At 57.4% G+C, this 22,971-nt stretch carries 19 protein-coding genes; 10 read left to right on the forward strand and 9 right to left on the reverse strand.

The genetic code is table 11. The features are described 5' to 3' along the window. Nucleotides 1–25: 25 nt before the first annotated feature. Nucleotides 26–1,972 (forward strand): ABC-F family ATP-binding cassette domain-containing protein, encoded by a 1,947-nt coding sequence (locus tag QRX41_RS03940; RefSeq protein WP_313838852.1) that lies wholly within the window; start codon nt 26–28, stop codon nt 1,970–1,972. A 2-nt stretch (nt 1,973–1,974) separates the two neighbouring features. On the opposite strand, the gene QRX41_RS03945 is transcribed toward QRX41_RS03940, so the two are convergent. Then, nucleotides 1,975–2,700 (reverse strand): type 1 glutamine amidotransferase, encoded by a 726-nt coding sequence (locus QRX41_RS03945; RefSeq protein ID WP_313838854.1) that lies wholly within the window; start codon nt 2,698–2,700, stop codon nt 1,975–1,977. Between the two features lie 91 nt (nt 2,701–2,791). On the opposite strand from QRX41_RS03945, the gene cysS reads away from it, so the two are divergent. Continuing rightward, nucleotides 2,792–4,390 carry a cysteine--tRNA ligase gene (gene cysS, locus QRX41_RS03950; RefSeq protein ID WP_313838855.1) on the forward strand — a complete coding sequence of 533 codons (1,599 nt, stop codon included), beginning with the start codon at nt 2,792–2,794 and terminating at the stop codon, nt 4,388–4,390. Nucleotides 4,391–4,467: 77 nt separating this feature from the next. Then, nucleotides 4,468–5,484: a LacI family DNA-binding transcriptional regulator gene (locus QRX41_RS03955; protein WP_045923952.1), complete on the forward strand. Its 1,017-nt coding sequence runs from the start codon at nt 4,468–4,470 to the stop codon at nt 5,482–5,484. Between the two features lie 52 nt (nt 5,485–5,536). On the opposite strand, the gene QRX41_RS03960 is transcribed toward QRX41_RS03955, so the two are convergent. The 4 genes from QRX41_RS03960 to QRX41_RS03975 all read right to left on the reverse strand — a co-directional run bounded on the left by QRX41_RS03960 (nt 5,537) and on the right by QRX41_RS03975 (nt 9,981). After that, nucleotides 5,537–6,670, reverse strand: a complete 1,134-nt coding sequence (locus QRX41_RS03960; RefSeq protein ID WP_045924250.1) for a glycoside hydrolase family 172 protein — start codon at nt 6,668–6,670, stop codon at nt 5,537–5,539. A 49-nt stretch (nt 6,671–6,719) separates the two neighbouring features. Continuing rightward, nucleotides 6,720–7,589, reverse strand: coding sequence for a carbohydrate ABC transporter permease (locus tag QRX41_RS03965; protein ID WP_156147915.1), 870 nt, complete (start codon nt 7,587–7,589; stop codon nt 6,720–6,722). Between the two features lie 32 nt (nt 7,590–7,621). Continuing rightward, nucleotides 7,622–8,560 carry a carbohydrate ABC transporter permease gene (locus QRX41_RS03970; protein ID WP_045923950.1) on the reverse strand — a complete coding sequence of 313 codons (939 nt, stop codon included), beginning with the start codon at nt 8,558–8,560 and terminating at the stop codon, nt 7,622–7,624. A gap of 107 nt (nt 8,561–8,667) precedes the next feature. Further along, the gene (locus tag QRX41_RS03975; protein WP_045924249.1) at nt 8,668–9,981 is read right to left on the reverse strand and encodes an ABC transporter substrate-binding protein; all 1,314 of its coding nucleotides are present in this window, start codon (nt 9,979–9,981) and stop codon (nt 8,668–8,670) included. Nucleotides 9,982–10,564: 583 nt separating this feature from the next. On the opposite strand from QRX41_RS03975, the gene ffh reads away from it, so the two are divergent. Then, on the forward strand, nt 10,565–12,181 hold the full coding sequence (ffh, locus tag QRX41_RS03980; RefSeq protein ID WP_045923949.1) for a signal recognition particle protein: 1,617 nt from the start codon (nt 10,565–10,567) through the stop codon (nt 12,179–12,181). Between the two features lie 165 nt (nt 12,182–12,346). Further along, entirely contained in the window at nt 12,347–13,354 is a 1,008-nt protein-coding gene (locus tag QRX41_RS03985; RefSeq protein ID WP_313838857.1) for an endonuclease/exonuclease/phosphatase family protein, read from the forward strand. 17 nt (nt 13,355–13,371) lie between these two features. Here the strand turns inward: QRX41_RS03985 and QRX41_RS03990 are convergent, their stop codons facing one another. Further along, nucleotides 13,372–14,394, reverse strand: a complete 1,023-nt coding sequence (locus tag QRX41_RS03990; protein WP_045924248.1) for a LacI family DNA-binding transcriptional regulator — start codon at nt 14,392–14,394, stop codon at nt 13,372–13,374. 158 nt (nt 14,395–14,552) lie between these two features. Between QRX41_RS03990 and QRX41_RS03995 the strand changes: the two genes are divergently transcribed. The 5 genes from QRX41_RS03995 (at nt 14,553) to rimM (ending at nt 19,821) form a co-directional block, all read left to right on the forward strand. After that, nucleotides 14,553–15,932 (forward strand): SLC45 family MFS transporter, encoded by a 1,380-nt coding sequence (locus QRX41_RS03995; RefSeq protein WP_197071124.1) that lies wholly within the window; start codon nt 14,553–14,555, stop codon nt 15,930–15,932. Nucleotides 15,933–15,960: 28 nt separating this feature from the next. Then, entirely contained in the window at nt 15,961–18,276 is a 2,316-nt protein-coding gene (locus QRX41_RS04000; RefSeq protein WP_045923946.1) for a glycoside hydrolase family 31 protein, read from the forward strand. A gap of 215 nt (nt 18,277–18,491) precedes the next feature. Beyond that, nucleotides 18,492–18,950: a 30S ribosomal protein S16 gene (rpsP, locus tag QRX41_RS04005; protein WP_045923945.1), complete on the forward strand. Its 459-nt coding sequence runs from the start codon at nt 18,492–18,494 to the stop codon at nt 18,948–18,950. A gap of 35 nt (nt 18,951–18,985) precedes the next feature. Further along, the gene (locus QRX41_RS04010; RefSeq protein ID WP_015021362.1) at nt 18,986–19,219 is read left to right on the forward strand and encodes an RNA-binding protein; all 234 of its coding nucleotides are present in this window, start codon (nt 18,986–18,988) and stop codon (nt 19,217–19,219) included. Next, complete coding sequence (rimM, locus tag QRX41_RS04015; RefSeq protein ID WP_045923944.1) at nt 19,216–19,821, forward strand: ribosome maturation factor RimM; 606 nt, start codon at nt 19,216–19,218, stop codon at nt 19,819–19,821. Before QRX41_RS04010 ends, rimM begins: the two co-directional genes overlap by 4 nt. A gap of 108 nt (nt 19,822–19,929) precedes the next feature. Here the strand turns inward: rimM and QRX41_RS04020 are convergent, their stop codons facing one another. Genes QRX41_RS04020 through QRX41_RS04030 form a run of 3 tightly spaced genes read right to left on the reverse strand, consistent with a single transcriptional unit; the run spans nt 19,930 to nt 22,951 of the window. Continuing rightward, nucleotides 19,930–20,634 (reverse strand): LutC/YkgG family protein, encoded by a 705-nt coding sequence (locus QRX41_RS04020; RefSeq protein ID WP_045923943.1) that lies wholly within the window; start codon nt 20,632–20,634, stop codon nt 19,930–19,932. Next, nucleotides 20,631–22,136: a LutB/LldF family L-lactate oxidation iron-sulfur protein gene (locus QRX41_RS04025; RefSeq protein WP_081709296.1), complete on the reverse strand. Its 1,506-nt coding sequence runs from the start codon at nt 22,134–22,136 to the stop codon at nt 20,631–20,633. The genes QRX41_RS04020 and QRX41_RS04025 overlap by 4 nt, the downstream gene beginning before the upstream one ends. After that, a complete protein-coding gene (locus tag QRX41_RS04030; protein ID WP_313838863.1) occupies nt 22,133–22,951 on the reverse strand; it encodes a (Fe-S)-binding protein in 819 nt (272 codons plus the stop codon). The genes QRX41_RS04025 and QRX41_RS04030 overlap by 4 nt, the downstream gene beginning before the upstream one ends. Nucleotides 22,952–22,971: the final 20 nt, after the last annotated feature.

Below are 22,971 nucleotides of genomic sequence, written 5' to 3' on the forward strand. Positions count from 1 at the left end.
AAGGCTGGCGGTAGATTGGGGAATCATGCCCATCTATGATCTCGGTCTGGAACACGTCGCTCTATCCTTCGCCACCAAAACCATCTTTACCGATGTGACGCAGGGCATCTTCGAGGGTGATCGTATCGGCATCGTGGGCCGAAACGGCGACGGCAAGTCCACCCTGCTGCACCTGCTGAAAGGCAGCCAGGAACCTGACCAGGGCCGGGTGACCATGCGCAATGGACTCACCTTCGGCATGCTGGACCAGCGTGATCCTCTGAAGGACGAAGACACGGTCCGCCAGGCGGCCCTGGAGAATCGACAAGACTACGAATGGGCTGCCGACCCCAGATCCCGCGAAATCGTCGAGTCCCTTCTGGGGGGCATGGAGCTGGAGGCCAAGGTGGGCACCCTGTCCGGCGGTCAGCGCCGCAGGGTGGACCTGGCCCGGCTGCTCCTCCGGGATTGGGACATCCTGGCCCTGGATGAGCCGACCAATCATCTGGACCTGCTCACCATACACTGGCTGGCCGAGCATCTGAAGAACCGCTGGGCCAAGAATTCCGGAGCCCTCCTGCTGGTCACCCACGACCGCTGGTTCCTGGACGAGGTCTGCAGCTCCATGTGGGAGGTGCACGACGGCACCATCGACCCCTTTGAGGGTGGCTACAGTGCCTACATGCTCCAGCGGGTGGAACGCGAGCGCCAGGCGGATCTGGCCGAGACCAAGCGCCGCAACCTGGCCCGCAAGGAACTGGCCTGGCTGACCCGAGGCGCCCGGGCCCGCTCGACCAAGCAGAAGTTCCATGTCAAGGCCGCGCAGGAGCTGATCGCCGACGTGCCACCCATGCGCAACAGCCTGGAGCTTAAGCGGATGGCCACCTCCCGCCTGGGCAAGCAGGTGGTGGACCTGGTCGACGTGACCAAGATCTATCCAGGGGCCGACTCTGATGCCGACGGAAACCAGAACGACCGGGTCCCCTCCCCCCATGCCGAACGCCCTCTGATGGGATCAGTGACTGTGGCCGCCGATCCCGGCAAGGACCGTCCGGGCACTGCAGCGGCCGACACCCTGACCATCAGCGGGCACAAGGTCCTGGACGATGTGACCTGGCTGATCGGCCCTGGCGACCGGTTTGGCATCGTAGGCGCCAACGGAGCCGGCAAGTCCACTCTGCTGGGTCTGATTGACGGCAGCGTGGCTCCCACAGCAGGACACGTCAAGGTGGGCAAGACAGTCCGCTTTGCGGTGCTGACCCAACGTCTGGACGAGCTGGAGAAACTGGGTCGCTATCGGATCAAGGAGGTCCTCAGCCGGTACAAGCCCACCTATCTGGTGGAGGGCAAGGAGGTGTCCCCCAGCCAGCTGATGGAGCGCTTGGGCTTTGAAAGCTCCCAGCTGATGACCAGGATCGGCGACCTCTCTGGCGGACAGAAGCGCCGCATGCAGCTCCTGCTCATCCTGCTGGACGAGCCCAACGTGCTGGTCATGGACGAGCCAGGCAACGACCTGGATACCGACATGCTGGCCGTCATGGAAGACATGCTGGATTCGTGGCCGGGCACCCTGATCGTGGTCTCCCATGACCGCTACCTGCTGGAGCGGGTGACCGACCAGCAGTTTGCGCTGATCAACGGCAAGGTGGTTCACCTGCCCGGCGGTGTCCAGGACTACTTGGACATGGTCGAGTCGGCCGACCGGGGAGCTGCGGATGCACCGGATCAGGCATCAGCCAAGGAGACCGGGAATCACAACCAGGCCAAGGCCGAACGTGTTGCCAAGCGAAATCTGAGCAAGCAGGCCTCTGCCATCGAGCGCAAGCTGGCCAAGCTGGCTGATCAACGCAAGGATCTTGAACGACAGATGGCTGAGCATGACCCCAGCGACTACCAGGGTCTCAACGAGCTCAACAGCAAACTCAAGGATCTGACCGGGCAGTCGGACCAGCTAGAGGAGGAGTGGCTGACCATCGGGGAGGAGCTGGAGTAGCCTCAGGCGGCGGCCAGCTGGGCGGCCTGAGTTGAGCACCTGGCCGCAAAGGCAGAGAAGATGGCATCGGCCAGAGGCTGCATCTGCGGCATCCCGTTGATAAATTCTTCGCGCATTTTAGCGATCTTGGACTTCTTCATCGTGCCGACCATGCTCGGCACCTGCATCCACTCCTCGAAGATGGGCGCCGTCACCTCCAGGTGGAACTGCAGGCCCAAGGCTGATCCAAGCCGAAAAGCCTGAACCTTGGTTGCCTGGGAGCGGGCCAGAAGCTTGGCCCCCGGCGGGAGGGTGACCTGGTCGGCATGCCAGTGCAGCACATCCGTGTTCTTGCTCCACATGGCCACGTCGTCGTCCTGCCCCACCCAGCGGATGGGCCCCATGCCGTATTCGGGCTCCTGATCCCGCATCAGGGTGCCGCCCAGGGCCCGCGCCAGAATCTGATGACCCAGGCAAATCCCCAGAATGGGCTTGTTGGCAGCCATTGCCGCCTTGGCCAGCTTGGTCTCAGCCTTGAGCCCAGGGTGATGCGCGTAATCGTCAGCCGACATGGGCCCGCCCATGATGACCAGTCCCGCCAACTCACGCGAGCGCGGTAGCTTGGGCTTCTTCTCGTCCACGATATTGGTGATCTCGGTGTCCAGCCCGCACTCCTGGAGGTTGTCGAGAATGCGACCCGGCTTCTCCCAATCCACATGCTGGACTATCAGCACCCTTGGTTTCGCCATGATTCCATTCTTGCACACATGCCGCCGGACCGGGTCTGCAGGCTCGGCATTTCCTCTTGGACGGTCAGCAAGCCTTGGTAGGCTCAAGGATATGGATACGAGTTCGCAACCGCATGATTCCAAGGCTTCAGTCAGCCTCGCCGCAGCTGGTCTGCGTCTGTACGACACGGCTGATCACCAGGTGACCCCCTTCCGGCCTATCGAACCGGGCAAGGTTGGCATCTACGTGTGCGGGGCTACGGTGCAGAGCTCGCCCCACCTGGGCCACATCAGAACCACGCTGGCCTTCGACGTGATCAGGCGCTGGCTGCTCAGGCTGGGCTACCAGGTGACCCTGATCCGCAACGTGACGGACATCGACGACAAGATCCTGACCAAGGCGGCGGCCAACGGCCAGCGCTGGTGGGAGCGGGCCTACATTTACGAGCGCGAATTCACCCATGCCTATGAGACCATGGGAGTCCTGCCACCCACCTACGAGCCTCGAGCCACCGGGCACATCCCCGAGATGATCGACCTGATCCAGCGCATCATCGACCGCGGCCATGCCTATGTGGTGCCCGACGAACAGGGCCGCCCATCAGGCAACGTCTACTTCGACGTGGCCTCCTGGCCCGAGTACGGAGCCCTGACCCATCAGCAGACCGGCACCCAGCCAGCCGACGAACAGGCCGCCGCCAACGACCGGCTGGGACCCAGTGTCGACACCGATGACCAGGCTGCCGATGCCGATGAGGAGCCCGGCAAGCGCGACCCTCGCGACTTTGCCCTATGGAAGGCACCCAAACCCACCGATCCGCCCACGGCTCGTTGGCAAACCCCCTTCGGCACAGGTCGGCCGGGCTGGCATCTGGAATGCTCGGCCATGAGCCACCGCTATCTGGGCGCGGAGTTCGACATCCACGGAGGCGGACTGGACCTGCGATTCCCTCACCACGAGAACGAGATGGCCCAGTCGCACGCGGCCGGCTGGGGGTTCGCCCACCGATGGATGCACACGGCCTGGGTGACCCAGAAGGGCGAGAAGATGAGCAAGTCCCTGGGCAACGGATTATCCGTGGACCAGGTATTGTCGCAGCATCCGGCCTGGGTGGTGCGCTACGCCCTGGTGTCGGTGCAGTACCGGTCCATGCTGGAATGGTCCGACCAGTCCCTGCAGGAGGCCGAGGGCGCCTACGAGCGCATCAGCAACTTTGTGGACCGGGCCGGTCGGATCCTTGGAGCGCAGCCCGAGCGCGCCCGCGTGACGGAGCTGAGTGCGGATGATCTGCCAGAAGACTTCGTGCAGGCCATGAATGACGACATCAACGTATCGGAAGCCCTCGCATCTGTATTCGCGCTGATTCGGCGCACCAATACAATCATGGATCAGCTAAGCAACTCGAAAAGAGTCAACAAAGATTCATCTATGACCCAGGTCTCCCAAGCTCTCCTGTCCGTGCGCGGCATGTTGGATGTCTTTGGCCTTGACCCCTTATCGGAGCAGTGGAACCATAACGGTAAATCGCAATTAGCAGGTTCATGTGAAAAGGCGTTGGACACGTTGGTACGCGCGCGGCTCGATAGTCGAGAAAGAGCCCGAAAGGCTAAGGACTTCAAGTTAGCTGATCAGATCCGTGAAGAGCTTGCGGCAAGTGGTATCACCATCATGGACACTTCCAGCGGACCGACGTGGACCTCGAATTGCTGACTGCATGCACTTGCAGAGTCGACCGGAGTGCCAAAAGCCATCGGTCGTAGCCTTAAAATCCAATACCAGAGGAAATCATGACCGATATTCGCGATGTCGCCAAAATGGCAGGGGTTTCCGTCAGCACTGTTTCCTACGCTTTCTCAGGAAAGCGGCCAATATCTGCAACCACGTACCAACGCATAATGGACGCGGTCAAAAAACTGGGATACACACCTAATGCAGGTGCACGCATGCTACGTGCAGAGCATAAACACATAGTCGCTATTAGCGCTCCCCTTCGTTTAGGGCAGAACCGTACGGCCTATGCTGACTATTTCATTGAATTCGCTCGCCAGGAGCATTTACGCGGATATGACTCCTTGCTACTGACTGCTGAAAATGGTGTAGAGGATATTCGCCGAGTCACCTTAGGAAATCTCGCAGATGGCGTTGTCCTTATGGATATTGTGAATGATGATATTCGCGCTGCACAGGCATCTACATATAAACGACCATGCGTGGCCATCGGCCTTCCCCGATGCCATGAAAACTGTGCCTGTATTGATTTGGATTTTGAGAAGATGGGTCGAATCGCCATCGAAAACATGGTTCAAGCGGGCCGCCGCCGTTTGATTTTCCTCAAAGGCCCGGACCAGGATTATCGTCGACGCTCTGGATACCGACTCATCCTGCTAGCTAGTTTGCGCAAATGGGCCGCCCAATATAATGCCGAGTTTCATGAAATATCAAATGGAGTAGCCAATCAAACCCAATATGCGAATCGGGTCCTCAAAGCTATGGCGACGCATAAGGCCAATGGTCTGATAAGCGAGATCAGACCAGTCGTCTTGGATGCGGTTTTAGGTCGAATAGCAGAAAGCGGCCTATCCATACCAGATGACGTAGCAGTAATGTCCTGCGCAGCTGACACCCCAAGCGAAACCTTGAAAGCATTGCACATCTCCGAGATGCCTCTAACACCGGATACACTTTGTGTAGCTGCATCAGACATGCTGACAAAGGCAATCGAGGGCAATCAAGATGTTGCAGGGCAGGTCAAGCTCCAAGACCCGCTGCTGATCCAGCGTCAATCAGTTCCCACCATCGAATGAGCACAATAAGCGGCTGAACTAGCCATAATCTCAGTTCAGCCGCTTTTCAGTATCAGCGAGGACGCCGATCACGCTCCGTTACCTGCGTTATCTCATCTGCGAATGGATCGTGGGGTTCACACTGGTACCAATAGGCTACGCTCGCTATATCATCCTGCCGTTCGAAATACCCATTTTCATCCACACCAATCTGTTGGACGGTGACACGGATATCGTGATTGAAATGAATGGGATCGGGAATGTGCCAGCGATACAAACCACGCATGACCGGGCTGGATGTATCCCAATACTCGCTCTGACGCTTGCTGCTCAGATTGCTTGAGCGGAAGGGGAAACCCATATAAGTCCCACAGTAGGTCTGTTCAACCATCTTGCCGTCGGCATCGTGGGCCGCAAAACTCCAAGCTCCACCAAAATAGTCCTCACATCCAGTTGAGCACCATGTAGGATACTGGCCGTCTCCATCAAGGTAAATCTTGATCTCGCCCTCTCCCCACCAACGGCTCTCAAGAGTTGTCAAAGCCAAATATGTTCCTACATACGAGCCAGTGCCGCTTACACCGTCAAGGATGGTATAGTCATGGGCCAATTGAGTGATTTTCTGACGCCGCCATTGCGCATGAAAAGTCATGGCATCCGTGGGAAGATCATCAACCTCGTCATAATCAATCTGATAGAAGAAAGCAGGAATCGCCTCGTTATGCTCGTTCCTCAGGATAATCCTAGCCTCACTGTGAAACGGCATGGGAAAGAAGCAGTTGAATCCCCTATTTGGATAGACGGCCATCGGCATGGATTCAACTCTGCAAGCTCGGGCATGACCGCAACAGAAGAAGTCCCCAAGAGGCGAACAGACCGATGGACTGTCTTCTCCATCCCAGTAGCACTCCAATATTAGATTACGCAGCACATTGGGACCTGTGGGCGAGGTCGAATCAGTAACTGTCATCCAAATATGACGTATGACGCCTGATCCCTTAATGTCTGCAAGAACCGTACGGCTCCCCGGAGCAATATTTTTCAAGCAGGGAGTTCCCTTGCGCGCAACACCCAGCTGGCTGGCCGACATGGCTGCCTTGCCTTTATCACCGTTCGGATTTTCAGCATTGATGCAACGAGATCGCTCATTCGAGGGGAACACGAGTGCATCCATTCCGATCGCTCCCCCACGGTTGTTAATAACCATTTTGTCCTCCTGAAGATGCTCCAACTTGGAGATCATTTTCTTCGATGTTCTACTTAACCGACCCCGCAACGATTCCTTGGGACAGCTTCCTCTGGAAGAAGACGAAGAAGACGATCGTGGGAATTATACTAAGCAAGGCCGCAGCAGCCAGATCAGTGGCGGCCATAGTATGCTGACCTTGCATAGTCGCCAGCGCCAAGGGGACCGTCTGAACACTGTCACTCATCAGGAAAGCCATGGGAATCATATATTCATTCCAAGTCCAAATGAAGAAGAAAACGAACAGTACGCTGATAGTAGGCCAAGAAACCGGGAGGACAATTCGCAAAAGCGTCTGCCAGCGAGATGCACCATCAACAGTGGCCGCCTCTAGGATCGCCTGTGGAAAAGTGCCATAAACAGCAGAAAGCAGGTATGTCCCATATGCACTTTGAATAATAGTGAAGATGATGATCATCGACCATTGGGTGTTGTATAGCCCGATAGCCTTGAACATGATATACAGCGGGTACAGTAGTGCCTCTTGCGGCACCATGTTTGCCAACATGATAAAAAGCAGAATCACAGTATTTCCTTTGACTCGTCCTATTCCGAGGGCGAACGAGTTCAAAACCGACAACAAGACCCCAACCACTGAAACAACCAACGATATAAGCAAGGAGTTCGCAAACTTCATTGGGAAATCAGTGGTGTTCCAGAAGGAAATCACCCCCTCAAGACTCATATGCGCCGGGAATGAAAGGGGGCCCGTCATGTTGTAATCCTCTGTGGTCTTGAAAGCGTTCAAGGCCAGGATCACAAGGGGGAACAGCATCACTACGGCCCCCAGCACCAGCAATATAAGCGCTGCCCAATTCCCCCATGACCTTATATGTTTAGCGTGGCCCAATGGTGCGGTATCAGCAATTTGCTCTGACATTTGACTACTCATTTTGCTTCCTTAAGGATGAATTAATCCATGTTCTTCTCGACATGCTTCTGCACTGCAGTGAAAGCAATCGAGAAGATAATGATGACTACCGTAAGAGCTGTAGAAATGGCCGCCCCGTAACCCACCTGTTGTATCTGGAAGAACTGGTTGTATGAGTAATATGAAGGGACCATTGTCGACGTGCCAGGGCCGCCTTTGGTCAGAAGGAATACAGGGGCAAATGTTTTGAGCGCGCCTATCGTCGAAGTCAGCACCACGACCAATAACTCGGGAACAATCGATGGCAATGTGACAACATGGAATTTCTGCCACCAGTTAGCACCATCAAGGCTGGCAGCCTCATACAATTCAGGATCCACACGCTGCAGGCCGGACATGAAAATGACGATTGGATACCCTAGCTGAATCCATATCAGAATAATCATCAATACCGGCAAAGCGGTTTTTGTCGAGCCCAGCCAATTCTGCTGCAGCGAACTCAGACCCACCTTAGCCAGCAGATCGTTGACTGCTCCATCTTCTGGCCTGAATATCCAGCCCATAATGATCGTAGCCACAGCCACTGGCAGAACCTGGGGCAGATAGTAGAGCGCTCTAAGCGATGAGGATGCACGTGGACCGAACTTCTTCTGAATTACATCCGTCAAAGCCGATGAGATCAATAAGCCCAGTATCGTTGGTATCACTACAATAGCGACGATGATCCATAAAGAATGGCTGAAAGACACCCAAAAAGTCTTGTCACTCATGAGGCGTCGCCAGTTTTTGCCGCCTATCCAACGGGTGGGCCCGACTCCCCTCCACCTCGTAAAGCTCAGATATATATTCCATCCGATTGGCACGATGACTATTGCGAAGATACCTATCAGCCCCGGCAGCAGGTAGGGCACGAATCGCGATGGCCGACTTCCGGGGATGCGCGAATGGGCGACGGTCCTGTGGTCTTTACGTAACGACACGATTACATCTCCTAAATGCCCCGAACAAAACCGAATAACTTGGATTCGGGGCTGTCACAAAGCCGGGCACTCACGCGTTTAAAGCACCCGGCATAAAGAGTTCTTTGTCAGTTGTCATCAAGACCCATTTGCGAGACTCCATCGTCATAATCCTTGTGAAGCGTTTGAAGGATTTCCGAGGGCTTCTTGGTCCCGTTGACCAGTTCCTGGAAAGCGGCGGGCATAGCATCGGTAAGATTCGGCGCTGGATAATCTGGATAGTAACTCATGCGGTTCGCCTTGGCAGCATCGTTGTATTCCTGCACAAGTTCGCGACTCTTGGTATCTGTAATGGCACTAGAATCAGCATGGACAGGCACACCACCATGGTTACCAATGAAATTCTGGATCTCATCAGAAAGCACAATGTCGATATATTGTGCAGCCAGATCCTTGTGCTTGGCTTTTTCCGGTATCACCAGAAGATTGCCGGCGCACCCCTCGACCATCTTTGAATCTGGGAAAATGGCCGCCGTCCAGTCAAAGTTCTTGATCTGTTCCATGAACCTGTTCTGATTCCAGCTGCCCGTCTGATAAATCGGATATTCTCCACGGATAAAAGCGGTAGTGGTATCTTCCGCCTTCATCCCGGTGGCGTTTCGCGAGATATACCCCTTATCAAACCAATCCTTGATGGTATCTGTAGCAAATGTCAGCGGCTCACTACGCCAATTGACCTTGTGCTTGTATAGTTGCCAGTCATCAACGAACTTTCTGTCTGCCTTGGTCATAGCCAGTTGCCACCACAACCATAAAACGCCGAATTCACCAGCATCCGCTGTAATGGGAGTCACGCCCTTATCCTTAAATGCTTGGAGCACCTGGGTAAACTCACTGTAGGTCTTGGGAATCTGTAAACCGTATTTGGCAAATATGTCCTTGTTGTAGTACACACGCTGCATTTCCGCATACGAGGGAATGCCATACCAGGTATCCCCATCCATAACACCTCTCTTGTCATACTTGCCTACAGCCGCCGCCTGACCGGTAACTTTCTTGTCCCATCCATATTTCTTCACATACGGTTTCAAATCAGTCAACAGGTTCTGCGTAGACAGCACTCCAGCAGAACCATTACCCCTGTTTGACTTCATGACGTCGGGTGCTTGATCTGAATTCAAAAACTGGCTGCCATTCTGGGCTATCTGAGTGAAAGACTTGACCTCGAATTTCACCTTGATTCCAGTCTTTTTGGTAAAGATCTCAGCTGCACGATGCCAGCCTCTATCCTGCCCGCTTGCCGGCTCACCATAATCCCAGACCAAGATGCTGTCTGGCTTACCCGTCGACTCTGCAGAACTGCTATTAGACCCGCACCCCGCAAGCGGCGTAGAAGCTAGCGCCATCGCTAAGCAAGCACCGAGCAATTTACATGTCTTCATATTCCACTCCTCCATTGGCTGGAATTTATCTTTTCAATGGGCATGTTGTTATGAGGGATCAATCCGTAACAACATTCAGCTCTTTCCTCTTATGCGATTCTCATCATCTCTGAAGTAATCGAATCGTTTCGACAATTATAACACGGCACCCCATGCTGTCAAAATGACCACTCTACTTTGCTAGACATTTCCTTAGAGGTTTAAATCGAGACACTTTCTTGGTACTGAGCAATCAAATCCACTAAGAGGTAGGAGGAGTCCCCCTGTCCCGCACCTTGTCCGAACGTTTCAAATAGGGGGAGGGGGGTAACCAAAAACAACTGAGCAGAGTGTGCCCATCTGGTTGTATTGCAGCATCTGATCGCCCGAAAACTACAAACCAGCTGTTACTAGAGTCTTTTTTGATGCAGGTGATCCGACGATCAAGATGGGATGGCAATAGTCACTTCGAAGCTCAGGGAAAGTGTGACGCACCCACATGTCGGCCGTGCCCCCCCCCCACCTCTGCTGTCACTCGGCTGATGGCGCAGGCCTTACGGAGCTGCCGGCCAATCTCCCGGCTGACAGGTAGACTTGGGGCATTATGGCAGCATTTTCATCTTTGACCGACCGGCTCTCCCAGGCCTTCACCCATCTGCGTTCCAAGGGGAAGCTGACCGAGGCCGACATCGACGGCACAATCCGCGAGATCCGCCGCGCCCTCCTGGATGCCGATGTCTCCCTGGACGTGGTGCGCTCCTTTACCGGGCGCATCAGGGAACGCGCCCTGGGCGAGGAGGTCTCCAAGGCCCTGAACCCGGCCCAGCAGGTAGTCTCCATCGTCTACGACGAACTGACTGACATTCTGGGCGCTGGAGTGGATCGACCGCTCAATTTCGCCAAGAACCCGCCCACAGTCATCATGCTGGCTGGCCTGCAGGGTGCCGGCAAGACCACGTTGGCCGGCAAGCTGGGCTACTGGCTCAAGGACGCCGGGCACACCCCCCTGCTGGTGGCGGCCGACCTGCAGCGGCCCAATGCGGTCACCCAGCTCCAGGTCGTCGGCGAACGCGCGGGAGTGCCGGTATACGCTCCCGAACCAGGCGTGCAGACCACCGGATCCGAACTGGCAGCCCCTGGACAGGTCACAGGCGATCCGGTCAAGGTAGCAGCCGACTCGATCAGAGTGGCCAAGGACAAGCTCTACGACGTGGTCATTATTGATACGGCCGGTCGGCTGGGCGTGGATCAGGAGCTGATGGAGCAGGCCCGCAATATCCGCGATGCCGTTCACCCCGACGAGATCCTCTTCGTCATCGATGCCATGATCGGCCAGGATGCAGTCGCCACAGCCAAAGCCTTCGACCAAGGTGTTGACTTCACCGGCGTGGTCCTGTCCAAGCTGGACGGCGATGCCCGAGGCGGTGCGGCCCTGTCGGTGGCCTCGGTGACCGGCAAGCCCATCCTCTTCGACTCCAACGGCGAGGGCCTCAAGGACTTCGAGGTCTTCCACCCCGACCGGATGGCCTCCCGCATTCTGGACATGGGTGACATCCTGACCCTGATCGAGCAGGCCCAGCGCCAGTTCGATGAGGAGGAGGCCCGCAAGGCCGCCGGGAAGATGTCCGAGGGCAGCTTCGGTTTGGACGACTTTCTGGAGCAGCTCCAACAGGTTCGCAAGCTGGGCTCCTTCAAGAGCATTCTGGGCATGATCCCGGGCATGGCCCAGCACCGCAAGGAGCTTGAGCAGTTCGATGAGAAGGAGGTGGACCGGACCCAGGCCATCATCCAGTCGATGACTCCCCAGGAACGACGCGACCCCAGCATCATCGACGGCTCACGGCGGGCCCGGATCGCCTATGGCGCCGGCACTACGGTCTCGGCTGTCAACGGCCTGCTGCAGCGGTTCGAGCAGGCGGCCAAGATGATGAAGCGGATGACCAATGGCAGCCGTTCGATCCCAGGCATGGGCGGCATGGGCGCTGGCGGCGGCAAGAAGGGCAAAAAGGGCAAGAAAGGCCGCAAGGGCTCCCGTTCAGGCAATCCTATGAAGCGGGAGGCCGAAGAGAAGGCGTTACGCGAGCGCCTGTCCGGCAAGGGCAAATCCTCCGGCGGCTCCGCCTTCGCCAAGCGCCCCGAAACTCCGCAGATGCCTGAAGGCCTGCCGGACCTGCCGCCCAACCTTGGCGGTGGACTGGGCGGTCTCTTCGGCGGCCGCTAAACCCCTCTCTCCTGCAGGAGACAATGGCACGTGAACACCCTTCTCTGGATTCTCCTGGGGCTCATCGCCTTGTGGATGGCCCTGCGCTTCCTCCCTGCCGGAGCTGACTGGCACCGCCCTCTGGTAGAGCTGATCGCTCTGATCGACCTCTTGGCCGTTCCCCTGTTGGCCATCTTGGTCTGCGCCATTGTGATCCAGGCCTGGCCACAGTCTGCCCTGGCCCTGATTGAGCTGACCCTGGTCACCTTGTGGAGACTTCAATACAGGTTTCACCTGTCCTCTCCAACGGGCTCGGGGTACAGAACTGGGCTACTGTCAAACAATAGGCATCGCACCGATACTAGTAATAAAGCAGATGCCTATGCAGACAGTCCCAAATCAAACCAGCTCAATCAGGTCACGCCTGATTCAGCACAGGTCCACACAGAAACTCGCGACCTGGCTCCAGCCGCTAGCCATCCAGCCCTTTCCTTGAGAGTCATGACGCTAAACTGCCGCTATGGCAAGGCGGATGCGCAGACCATCATGGAGCAGGTTCAAAGCCATGATGTCGACGTTTTAGCCCTGCAGGAAGTGAACTCGACGCTGCTGACTCATCTTCAGAAAGCAGGGATGAGGCAGATCATGCCATACCTGGTGGAGGGGCCGCAGACCCAGAATGACAATGGCGGCAGGAACGCCCTCTTCTCTCGTCTGGAGCCCATATGGCATCAACCATCAGGCCTTGATTTGGAAGCTTCAGCCGTTCCTCTGATGCTTTTGCATACCCAAGCTGGAACAATCCGCGTGGCTTCAGTCCATCCCAAGTCGCCCCAACGCGGCGCCAGACAATGGGGCTTAGGCATTGAGCGCCTGGCTCTCTTGAACAGCGAAAAGACGGCGGCCGCCCCAGACATGGAATCGCCCGCATTCACCGTCATCATGGGCGACTGCAACGCCAACCTGCACCACCCCACCTTTCGTGCCATGCTGCAGTCCGGCAGGTTGCGTGATGCCTCCCTTTCCCTAGGTTGCGGGCCGCATCCGACCTTTCCGCATTGCCAGGCACTTCTACCGCCGCTGATCGAAATCGACCATATCCTGGTCAGCCAAGGCATCAGGGTCGAATCGATGAAGGTCATGAAAGTCCCGCACACCGACCACTGTGGCCTTTTGGCTCAACTGCGCCTGTGAGCCTGAGCAGAGGCTGCTCACTTATGATCACCGTGCAGGCAAGGGCCCGGTCCGGTGGACTGCCTGCTGATTATCCGGAAAGGCAGAAAACGCGAACCCGGCTTGTCTCCGGACAGCAGGGCCTTGACTCCCTCCACTCCCATACGGTAAAAGGCCTGGGTGACGCTGGTTATGGTGGGCCTGACCATTTCTACAATGTCCGTGCCGTCAAAGCTCATGACACTCACGTCACCGGGCACATCCAACCCCTGGTCCCTGGCCTGGTTGATGGCACCCATAGCCACCAGGTCGCTGGCACCGATAAGGGCAGTGATCTGTTCTTTCGTCTTTAGACAGCGCTTCATGGCGGCTATCCCATCCTGGTAGAGACATCCCCCACGGAAAACCAGACTTTCCCTATAAGGAATGCTGTTATCCTCCAGGCACTGCCGGTACCCGCTGATGCGCAGAGTGATTGAACCATGCTTAGGAATGCCCGCCAACCCGATCCGTCGGTGACCTTGGTCAATCAAAAATTGGGTGGCCTCATACCCCATCTGATAGTCATCTGAAGTAATGCAGGGCAGCCGTCCGCCGCCCACAAAGGATGAGAGCGATATGCAATCCATTCCCACCTGCTCTATGGTGGCGATCAATGACTCCTGGAGCTCGAGGGAGACCAGAATAATTCCTCTGACGGCGCGCTCTACCGCAGTGGTGATGGCCCGCCGCTGGGCTTGCAGATCAGCGTTGCCAGCATGGAGAATCAACACATCCAGGTTCCGTTCCGCAGCTGATTGTTCGATCCCCTCGATGATTGAAGAATCGAAATTGGTCTTGGTGTTGGAGAGGATGACAGCCAAAGCATGGCTCTTGCCCTGAACGAGGTCGGCCGCTGCCGTGTTGCGGATGTACCCCATCTCCTTGGCCGTCTCCTTGACCAAGCGTACCGTCTGATCCCTGTGTTCACCGGTGTCGGAAAGGGAACGCGAAACGGTAGCCGTCGACAGCCCCAACCGCTGGGCTATGTCCTTTAAGGTCACTCTGGAAGCTTCAGCCATGACCTCCATCTTTCCCTCTGCCGAACCCATGCCGGACCCACTTGCTACGTCATCGGCCATCATAGCCACACGCCCGGGCATGAAAAAGATGAATGAGGCTGTATACTGATACCGTAAACGTTTACAGTAATTGTTTACAAAAGATCAAAGGAGATACCTTGAGCGCACCTCAAATGACGAGTGATGCCTCTACCAAGAAACGGCATTCGCTACCGGATATCACCATGAAGACCATGTTCGCCATCACCTTCGGCTACTGCGGCGTCAACATGGCCTTCTCCCTGCAGACCTCACAGATGAGCCGCATATTCCAGACTCTGGGTGCCGACCCAAGCAAGCTTGGGTTCTTCTTCATACTGCCGCCCCTGATCGGAATGATCATTCAACCAATCCTGGGACGATTCTCTGACGGCCACTGGTCCCCTCGCTTCGGCCGCCGGATGCCCATCCTGCTTTGGGCGGCTCCCCTGGCTGCCATCGTCATGGTCTTGCTGCCGAATTCCGGTTCCTTTGGTTTCGGCTACGGATCCTTGACTGCTCTATGCTTCGGAGCAGCAGCCATCGTCCTCATGGACCTGTCCAACAACGCCTGCATGCAACCCTTCCGCATGATCATCGGCGACATGGTCAACGAGAAGCAGAAGGACCAGGCCTGGTCCTGGCAACAGTCCTTCAGCAATCTGGGAGGCGTCCTGGCCAACCTCTGCCCCTTCCTGCTGACCGGGCTGGGCATTGCCAACATCGACAAGAAGGGAGTGGTCCCCATGTCCGTCCGGCTCTCCTTCTACATCGCCGCGGCCGTCCTTCTGGCCACCTCCATCTACACCATCCTCTCGGTCAAGGAATACGATCCTAAGACCTACGCGCAATACCATAACTTCGAATATGAGGAGAAGAAGCCGCAGAAGTCCTACTGGACCCTTCTCAAGGAGGCCCCCAGCACATTCTGGCAGGTTGCAGTCATCCAGTTCTTCGCCTACTTCGGCGTCCAGTACCTCTGGACCTACACCACCGGGGCCATCGCCCAAAACGTCTGGCACACGGCCGACTCTTCCTCAGCGGGATTCCAGGCCGCCGGCAACTGGTATGGCATCCTCACCTTCGTCCAGTCCATCGTGGGCATCATCTACGGATTCCTGGTTCTGTCCAGGACCAGCCAGTACAAGCGCAAGTTCTGGTACCGGATTGGACTGCTCTGCGGCGGCCTGGGAATGATCTGGACCGCTTTCACCCACAACCAGTACGCCCTGATCGGTTCCTTTACACTGATCGGTATCTGCTTCCTGACCATGCATGCCGAACCTTTTGCAATTTTCACTACGGAAACCGACGGGGCCAATGATGGTGCCTATATGGGGCTCTTCAACATCTTCATCTGCCTCCCGCAGATAATCGCATCGGTCAGCAGCTTCGCGATCTTCCCGTTGGTGGGCAGATCGATGCCGACCATGCTCTTGATCGGAGGCATCTCCTGGCTGATTGGCGCAGCTCTGATGGACATCATCAAGAGCCAGAAGCCCGAATCCAACGAGGCTTAAGCAACATTACGAAAGGAATACGTCTGCCATGACGAACCTGCATTACACCGCGAAAGGTCAGACCATCACCCTGAGTTCCGACCAGGGAGCATTGATCCTGACCGTGCTGACGGACCAAATCATCCGCGTCTTTCAGGATCGGGGACGACATACCAACTCCTACGCCATCGAAGGCGAGAAGAAGGTGGAGACTCCCTTCGATCTGAAGGAAGTCGACAACCATCTGGAACTGTCTACAGGGCAGCTGACCGTCAAAGTCGGACCTGACCTGCTCTTGGACGTCTTCGACGCTCAAGGCAATCCGTTGATCCTGGACTACCGCGGCAAGAGACGTCCCATCGCCAAGACGATTGATGCCGCCCACCAGAGCATCATGCGGGCCGAAGGCCACGAAGTTTCCGGCGTGAGCCAGACTGAGGATCACTACTACCAGGTAGTCAAGGCCTTGGATCCGGACGAGCAATTCTACGGACTGGGCGACAAGACCGGGTATCTGAACAAGCGGTCCTATCAATACGACAACTGGAATTATGATGAGCCGCGCCCGCACATCGAGACCTTCACCAACCTCTATAAGTCCGTCCCGGTCCTCTTCGGACTGAAAAAAGGCCACCCTTGGGGGATCTTCTTCGACAACACCTACCGGAGCCATCTTGACCTGGGCAGGGAGAACGCCGACTACTACTTCTACTCGGCCGTCGACGGAAACCTGGACTATTACATACTGGGCGGATCCTCCTTGAAGGAGGTGGTCTCCAACTACACCTATCTGACTGGCCGGGTCCCTCTCCCCCAGCGTTGGATGCTGGGTTACCAACAGTCACGTTGGGGCTACAGCATGAGCCAGGACCGGGTGGAGCAGATCGTCGACACCTTCGCCAAGTATCACCTTCCCCTGGAAGCTGTCCACTTCGACATCGACTACATGGACGGCTACCGCGTCTTCACCTGGAACAGGAATATCTTCAAGGATCCCGCCGGGTTCCTGGTGGATATGAAAAGACGGGGAGTCAGAGTCATCCCCATCCTGGATCCTGGAGTCAAAGAGGATCCCGACTATCCGATCTATCAGGAGGGTCTGGATAAGGGGTACTTCGCGACCAACCCGGACGGCAGCGTCTATGTCAACAGGGTCTGGCCCGGCAAGTCCGTATTCCCTGACTTCGGTCGATCCGAAGTCCGCGACTGGTGGGCCGGGCATTGCCGTTTTCTGGTCGACAGCGGGGCAGCCGGCATCTGGACAGACATGAACGAACCCGCCGTATTCGACGGAGAGATACCGGAAGACACCGTCTTCAGCGATGAAGATCAGCAGTCCGACCTTGCCAGGATGAACAATGTCTACGGCCACAACATGGCCAAGGCCACCTATCAGGGCCTGAAAAAAGCCACCGGCAGACGGCCCTACGTCATCACACGCGCGGCCTACGCGGGAACGCAGAAGTACTCAACGGTCTGGACCGGCGACAACCAAAGCCTCTGGCCGCATCTGCAAATGTCGATCCCTCAGCTCTGCAATATGGGGATGAGCGGATTCAGCTTTGTCGGGGCCGACATCGGTGGATTCAGCGCCGATACAACCCCGGAGCTGCTGACCCGATGGATCGAAGCCGGCATTTTCAGCCCGCTTCTGCGCAACCATTCCGCACTCCAGGCACGAGACCAGGAGCCTTGGGTCTTTGGCCCTGAGGTCCTAGACATTTACCGGCACTTCCTGCACTTGAGGTATCGCTTCATTCCCTACCTCTACGATTGCTTTGCCAAGCAGATGAAAGACGGCCTGCCGGTTATGCGTCCCCTGGTCCTGAATTACCCAGAAGATGCGCGCACCCGGAACTTGAACGATGAGTACATGGTCGGCGACCAGGTTCTGGTAGCACCGGTGGTAGAGCAAGGGCAGGTCTCAAGAATGGTCTATCTGCCCAAGGGCGACTGGGTGGATCTGCGTACCATGGTCACTTTCGGCGGCCAACGAGATATTTTGGTTGAGGCTCCTCTGGACCAGCTGCCGATCTTCGTCAGGGCCGACACCGTTCTGCCTTGGGGTCGACTGGTGGAGCATATGGACGACCAGCCCGAGGAGTCCATGACGTTCAGACTCTTCGGCCAGCATGGCGACTACACCCACTATCAGGATGACGGATACAGCTTCGACTACGAGCAAGGGGCCTACAACCTCTATCAGATCCGCATGGAGAGCCAAGGCCAGTGCTCGGTTACCGTGACCCACTATGGATTCAAGCCTCTCTATCGAAGGATCCATTTGGTCCTGCCTGAGCGAACCATGACCCTGATCCTGGACGACAAGAGCCAGGCCCCGGTCTATAGGGAGGCCGAAGCTTAGACCTAGGTCAGAACAGGTTGGAGAAAACCGAACCAAGGGTCTGTTGAGGCATATGCCACAGCAGACCCTTAATCCTATGGTTGAGGTATACTTTTGCTGTTATTCATGTCCGGAGGAGCCCTCTCATTCCGACGGCCGTGAGGAACACGCCAGGAGCGCCACCATGCCCCACATGGAGACGCCGCCGGGCACACCAAGTACCAAGGAGAGCCGTTTTGGCAACCAGAATTCGTCTGAAGAGAATGGGCAAGAAGTTCTACCCCTTCTACCGCGTGGTCGTGGTCGATTCCCGCAAGAAGCGCGATGGCAAGGTCATCGAGGAGATCGGCACCTACGATCCCAACACCCAGCCCTCTTCAATCAAGATCGACTCCGAGCGCGCCCAGTACTGGCTGGGTGTGGGCGCTCAGCCAAGTGACCCTGTCTTCAACCTTCTGAAGATCACCGGTGACTGGCAGAAGTTCAAGGATCTGCCCGGCAAGGAAGGCACTCTGAAGGTGCCCCAGGCCGAGATCGATGCCCAGGCCCGCATTGAGCAGGCACAGAACGAAGCTCAGAAGCTCAAGGCTGCCAAGTCCGAGGCTGACGCCAAGGCCAAGGCCCAGGCGGAGAAGGAAGCCCCCAAGGCCGATGAGTCGGCAGATGCCGCCCAGGCCGAGCAGGCAGCTGAGTAAGGCATATTTACTGAGGATTGGAAGGACCGGCTATCATGCTTGCACAGGCCGTTGAGCACCTGATCAGGAACATCGTGGACTTTCCCGATGACGTGTCGGTCAAGTCCCACGAGAACTCTCGCGGAGAACTGTTGCGGGTACGGGTCAACCCCGAGGATATTGGCCGCGTGATCGGCAGGGGCGGCAGGACCGCCAACGCCATCCGCACCGTGATCCAGGCGCTGGCCGACCACAAGGTGCGCGTCGACATCATGGACGTGCGCCGGTGAGCCCCAGCCGGTCCACCAATCACGGCCCGCAGGGTCCGGACCCTCAGCAGCGAAGGTTGCTGAGGGTCTGCCGTATTGGCCGCGCCCAGGGACTCAAGGGCGAGGTCAATGTATATGCCTACACCGACGAGCCTGAGCGGCGCTTCGCCCCCGACTCCCAGTTGCAGACCAAGGACGGGCAGGTTTTCACGGTGGTCTCCTCCCGGCGCTTCAAACAGCGTTGGATCGTCCTCTTCAAAGGCGTGGAAGACAGGAACGCCTCCGAAGCGCTGAACGGCCTCGAACTGTATGTCCAGGCTGATCCAGCCGAGGAACTGGCGCAGGAGGATGCCTGGTATCCCGAGGATCTGATTGGACTCGAGGTTCGCATGGCTCCGGGCAACTCTCTGGGCGAGCCCTCCGGACGAGTGGTCGGCCAAGTCAGCGACGTGCTGGACGGCGTAGCCCAGCAGCAGCTGCAGATCCGCATGACCACCAAAGAAGACGACGAGGAGGCGGAAGGGCTGATACCCTTCGTCGAAGCCCTGGTACCCCAGGTTGACATTGAAAACGGGTACGTGGCCATCGACCCACCTGGAGGGCTTCTGCCTGGCCTGGTCTGAATCCGTCTTTCAGCAGAAGCGTATGTGGGGGGTCAGCGTCCTTCTTCGAGCCGCTGACCCCCCACATATGGGAAATGCGCCCTGCCTAAGCAGGAAATGTTATTAGAGCTACATGTCTTCAACCACCAGATATGTCATATCCAGGGGGCCATGTACGCCCACCACGATCACCATCTCGATGTCGCCCGTGTTGGAGGGGCCGGTGATGAAGTTGATGTTGGAGGTCTTGAGCTCGCCCGAGACCAGAGCCGGGTCGTAGTAGTCCATGGCCTGCCGTGTTCGGGGCAGGATCTTCGACTTGCGGATGATGCTCAGATAGTGCACCGGCAGGAAGTGGAAGGCACGGCCCTGACCCGGGGTGGTAGCCACGGTGATGGTGCCGGACTCGGCCAGCAGGAAGTCCGCAAAGGCGATGGCTGTACCGGACTCGTCGGCGGTCTTGATGTTCTCTTCGCGGCTGGCTCCAGGTTTCCAGAAAGTAGCGGGCGGGTTCAAACCGTCCCTCCACTCCTCCAGGCCGAAATCTGCAAACAGGTCGGAGGTGGGCAGCATCACATGGTCGCTGTCGTCCTTGCGTGAATCGATGAACTCGTCCAATGCGGTGGGCAACTCGGCCTTGGTGCAGGTGCGGAAGTCCACATGGACAGCCTCGCTGCTCTTCCGGGCGATCTCCAGCAGCTCGTCCTGGGTGTGGCCGGACAGGGTGGTCTCCGGCAGGTCGTTGACCGGCACCAGAGGATGATCCTTGAGCTGGTGGCGGGGCCGTCCGCTCTTCTTAGCCAGGTAGTCCAGGAATACCTCACGATCGGTCATGCCTGCTGCTCCTTCTTGTGATGAGCGAACCAACTGCGGAAGTTCTGCCCGTGCTTGGGCGGATCCGGCAGATCACGAACCTTGGTCCATCCGCCGAAGACGAAGGGCATCCATTCCACGTGCCGATCGCTGGCGAAGAGGTTCTTGGCCGTCTCCGGCTGCTTCTTGGATATGGGGGTCAGCATGGTGTGATCCACCCCTAGGGCAGTGCGGAAGAGCGAGGAGTGGCCGGTGCCCAGACCCATGACCCTCATGACCGTGTCATCGATCAGATTGGCCTGGGACTGGTCGTCCATCATGATCCGCCGGTGCTCGATCATGAGCTGATGCAGGGGGATCTTGACCGGGCAGGTGGCCGTGCATGCTGCGCACAGGCTGCAGGCGTAGGGCAGGTCCCCGAAGTCGTCGTAGCCACCATCCAATACCGGCGAGAGCACCGAGCCCACAGGACCCGGATAGATGGATCCGTAGCCATGACCGCCGATGTGCCGGTAGATGGGGCAGACGTTCAGGCAGGAGGCACAGCGGATGCACTGGAGAATGGGCTCGAAAACCGTCCCCAGGGCGTTGGAGCGGCCGTTGTCCAGAATGACCACATAGACATCGTCCGGTCCGTCCGACTCCTGGCCGGTGCGCGGCGCAGTGTAGGTCAAATAGGAGGTCAGCTTCTGGCCGACGGCGGACCGGGCCAGCATGTTGTCCATGGTCTCGGCCTCCTTCATGGTCGGCACCAGGCGCTCCATGCCCATGACCACCACCTGGGTCTTGGGGATGCACATGGCCAGGTCGGCGTTGCCCTCGTTGGTCACCAGGTTGATCATGCCCGTGTCTGCCACGGCGAAGTTGCAGCCGGTGATGCCCATGTCCGCCTCGAGGAAGTGTTTGCGCAGAACCTTGCGCGAGAACCGAGCCATGTGCTGGGGGTCGTTGTCACCCTTGTAACCCAGCTTCTTCTCGAAAACCTGCCGAACCTGTTCGCGGTTCTTGTGCAGGGCGGGGAAGACCAGGTGTGTGGGCTGGTCCCAGTCGTCCTCCTCCAGGATGAACTCGGCCAGGTCGGTCTCCAGCACCTCCAGGCCGGGCACAGTCATCAGCGTGGGGTCCAGGTTGATCTCGCTGGTCACCATGGACTTGCTCTTGACGACGTGCTTGGCCTTCTTTTCGATGGCGATCTGCTTGATGTACTGGGCAGCCTCATCGTCGGTCTGGGCGAAGAAGACATGGCCGCCGCGCTTCTCCACGTTGTCGGAGAACTCCTCCAGGTAGTCAGGCAGGTAGCGGATGACATGCTGGCGAATCTGCTCGCCCAGGTCTCGCCACTGTTCCCAGTTGCCCAGCTCCTGTCGGGCGGCCTCACGCTTGACCCACTGCGCATCCTGGGCCTTGGCCACGGCCTGCTGGGCGAATTGGTCCTGCTCGGACTCCTTGACCCTGGTCAGGAAGGGAGCCTTGCTGGTCCGCAAATATTGCGCGGCCTTCTTGCCATTGACCATGCTGCTCATACCAGAGCCCCCTCTTCCTTGGCAGCCCTGACGGAACCCACAGCCCCATCGCCAGCAGAGCGGCCTTCCACATACTTGACGCGGCTCATGTCCACGTTGTGATTGAGCACCTCAGCCAGGTGCATGATGGTGATCTTCTCGCCACGCCGGTTGAATCGGCCGCCGATGTTCATCAGGCAGCCCGGATCGCAGGAGATGAGGACGCTGGCCTTGGTGCTGAGCACGTCGTTCACCTTTTCATCCACCATCTGCTTGGAGATCTCAGGCTCTTTCATGGAGAACATGCCACCGAATCCGCAGCAGTTCTCGATATGGGGCAGGGGGATCATGGTCAGGCCCTTGACATGGTCGAGCAGGGCGAAGGGACTGGTCCGCTCCCCCAGCAACCGGGTCATGTGGCAGGAGCGGTGGTAGGTGGCCACGGCATCAAGCTCAGCGCCCGCATCCAGCACACCCAGCACACGATAGAGGAACTGCGAGAACTCATAGGTCTTGTCAGCCATGGTCTGGGCCTTGGCGGCATAGACCGGGTCGTTCTTGAGATGGAAGGGCAGCTCCTTGAGCATATTCACGCAGGAGCCCGCTGGACCCACGATGTAGTCGGCATCCACGCTCAGCAAGGCATCGACCTCGTTGCGCATGACCTGCATGCTCTCCTTGACATACCCGCTGTTGAAGGTGGGCTGGGCGCAGCAGATCTGCTCCTTGGGAAGGTAGGTGTCGCAGCCAAACCGCTCCAACACTTCCACCATGGCCTTCCCCACGTTCGGAAACATGAGGTCCACCACGCAGGTGGAGAATATCACTACTTTCATTACCACACCTCTCTACAGCC

The sequence above is a fragment of the Bifidobacterium kimbladii genome, from assembly GCF_032193675.1.
Lineage (GTDB): Bacteria > Actinomycetota > Actinomycetes > Actinomycetales > Bifidobacteriaceae > Bombiscardovia > Bombiscardovia kimbladii.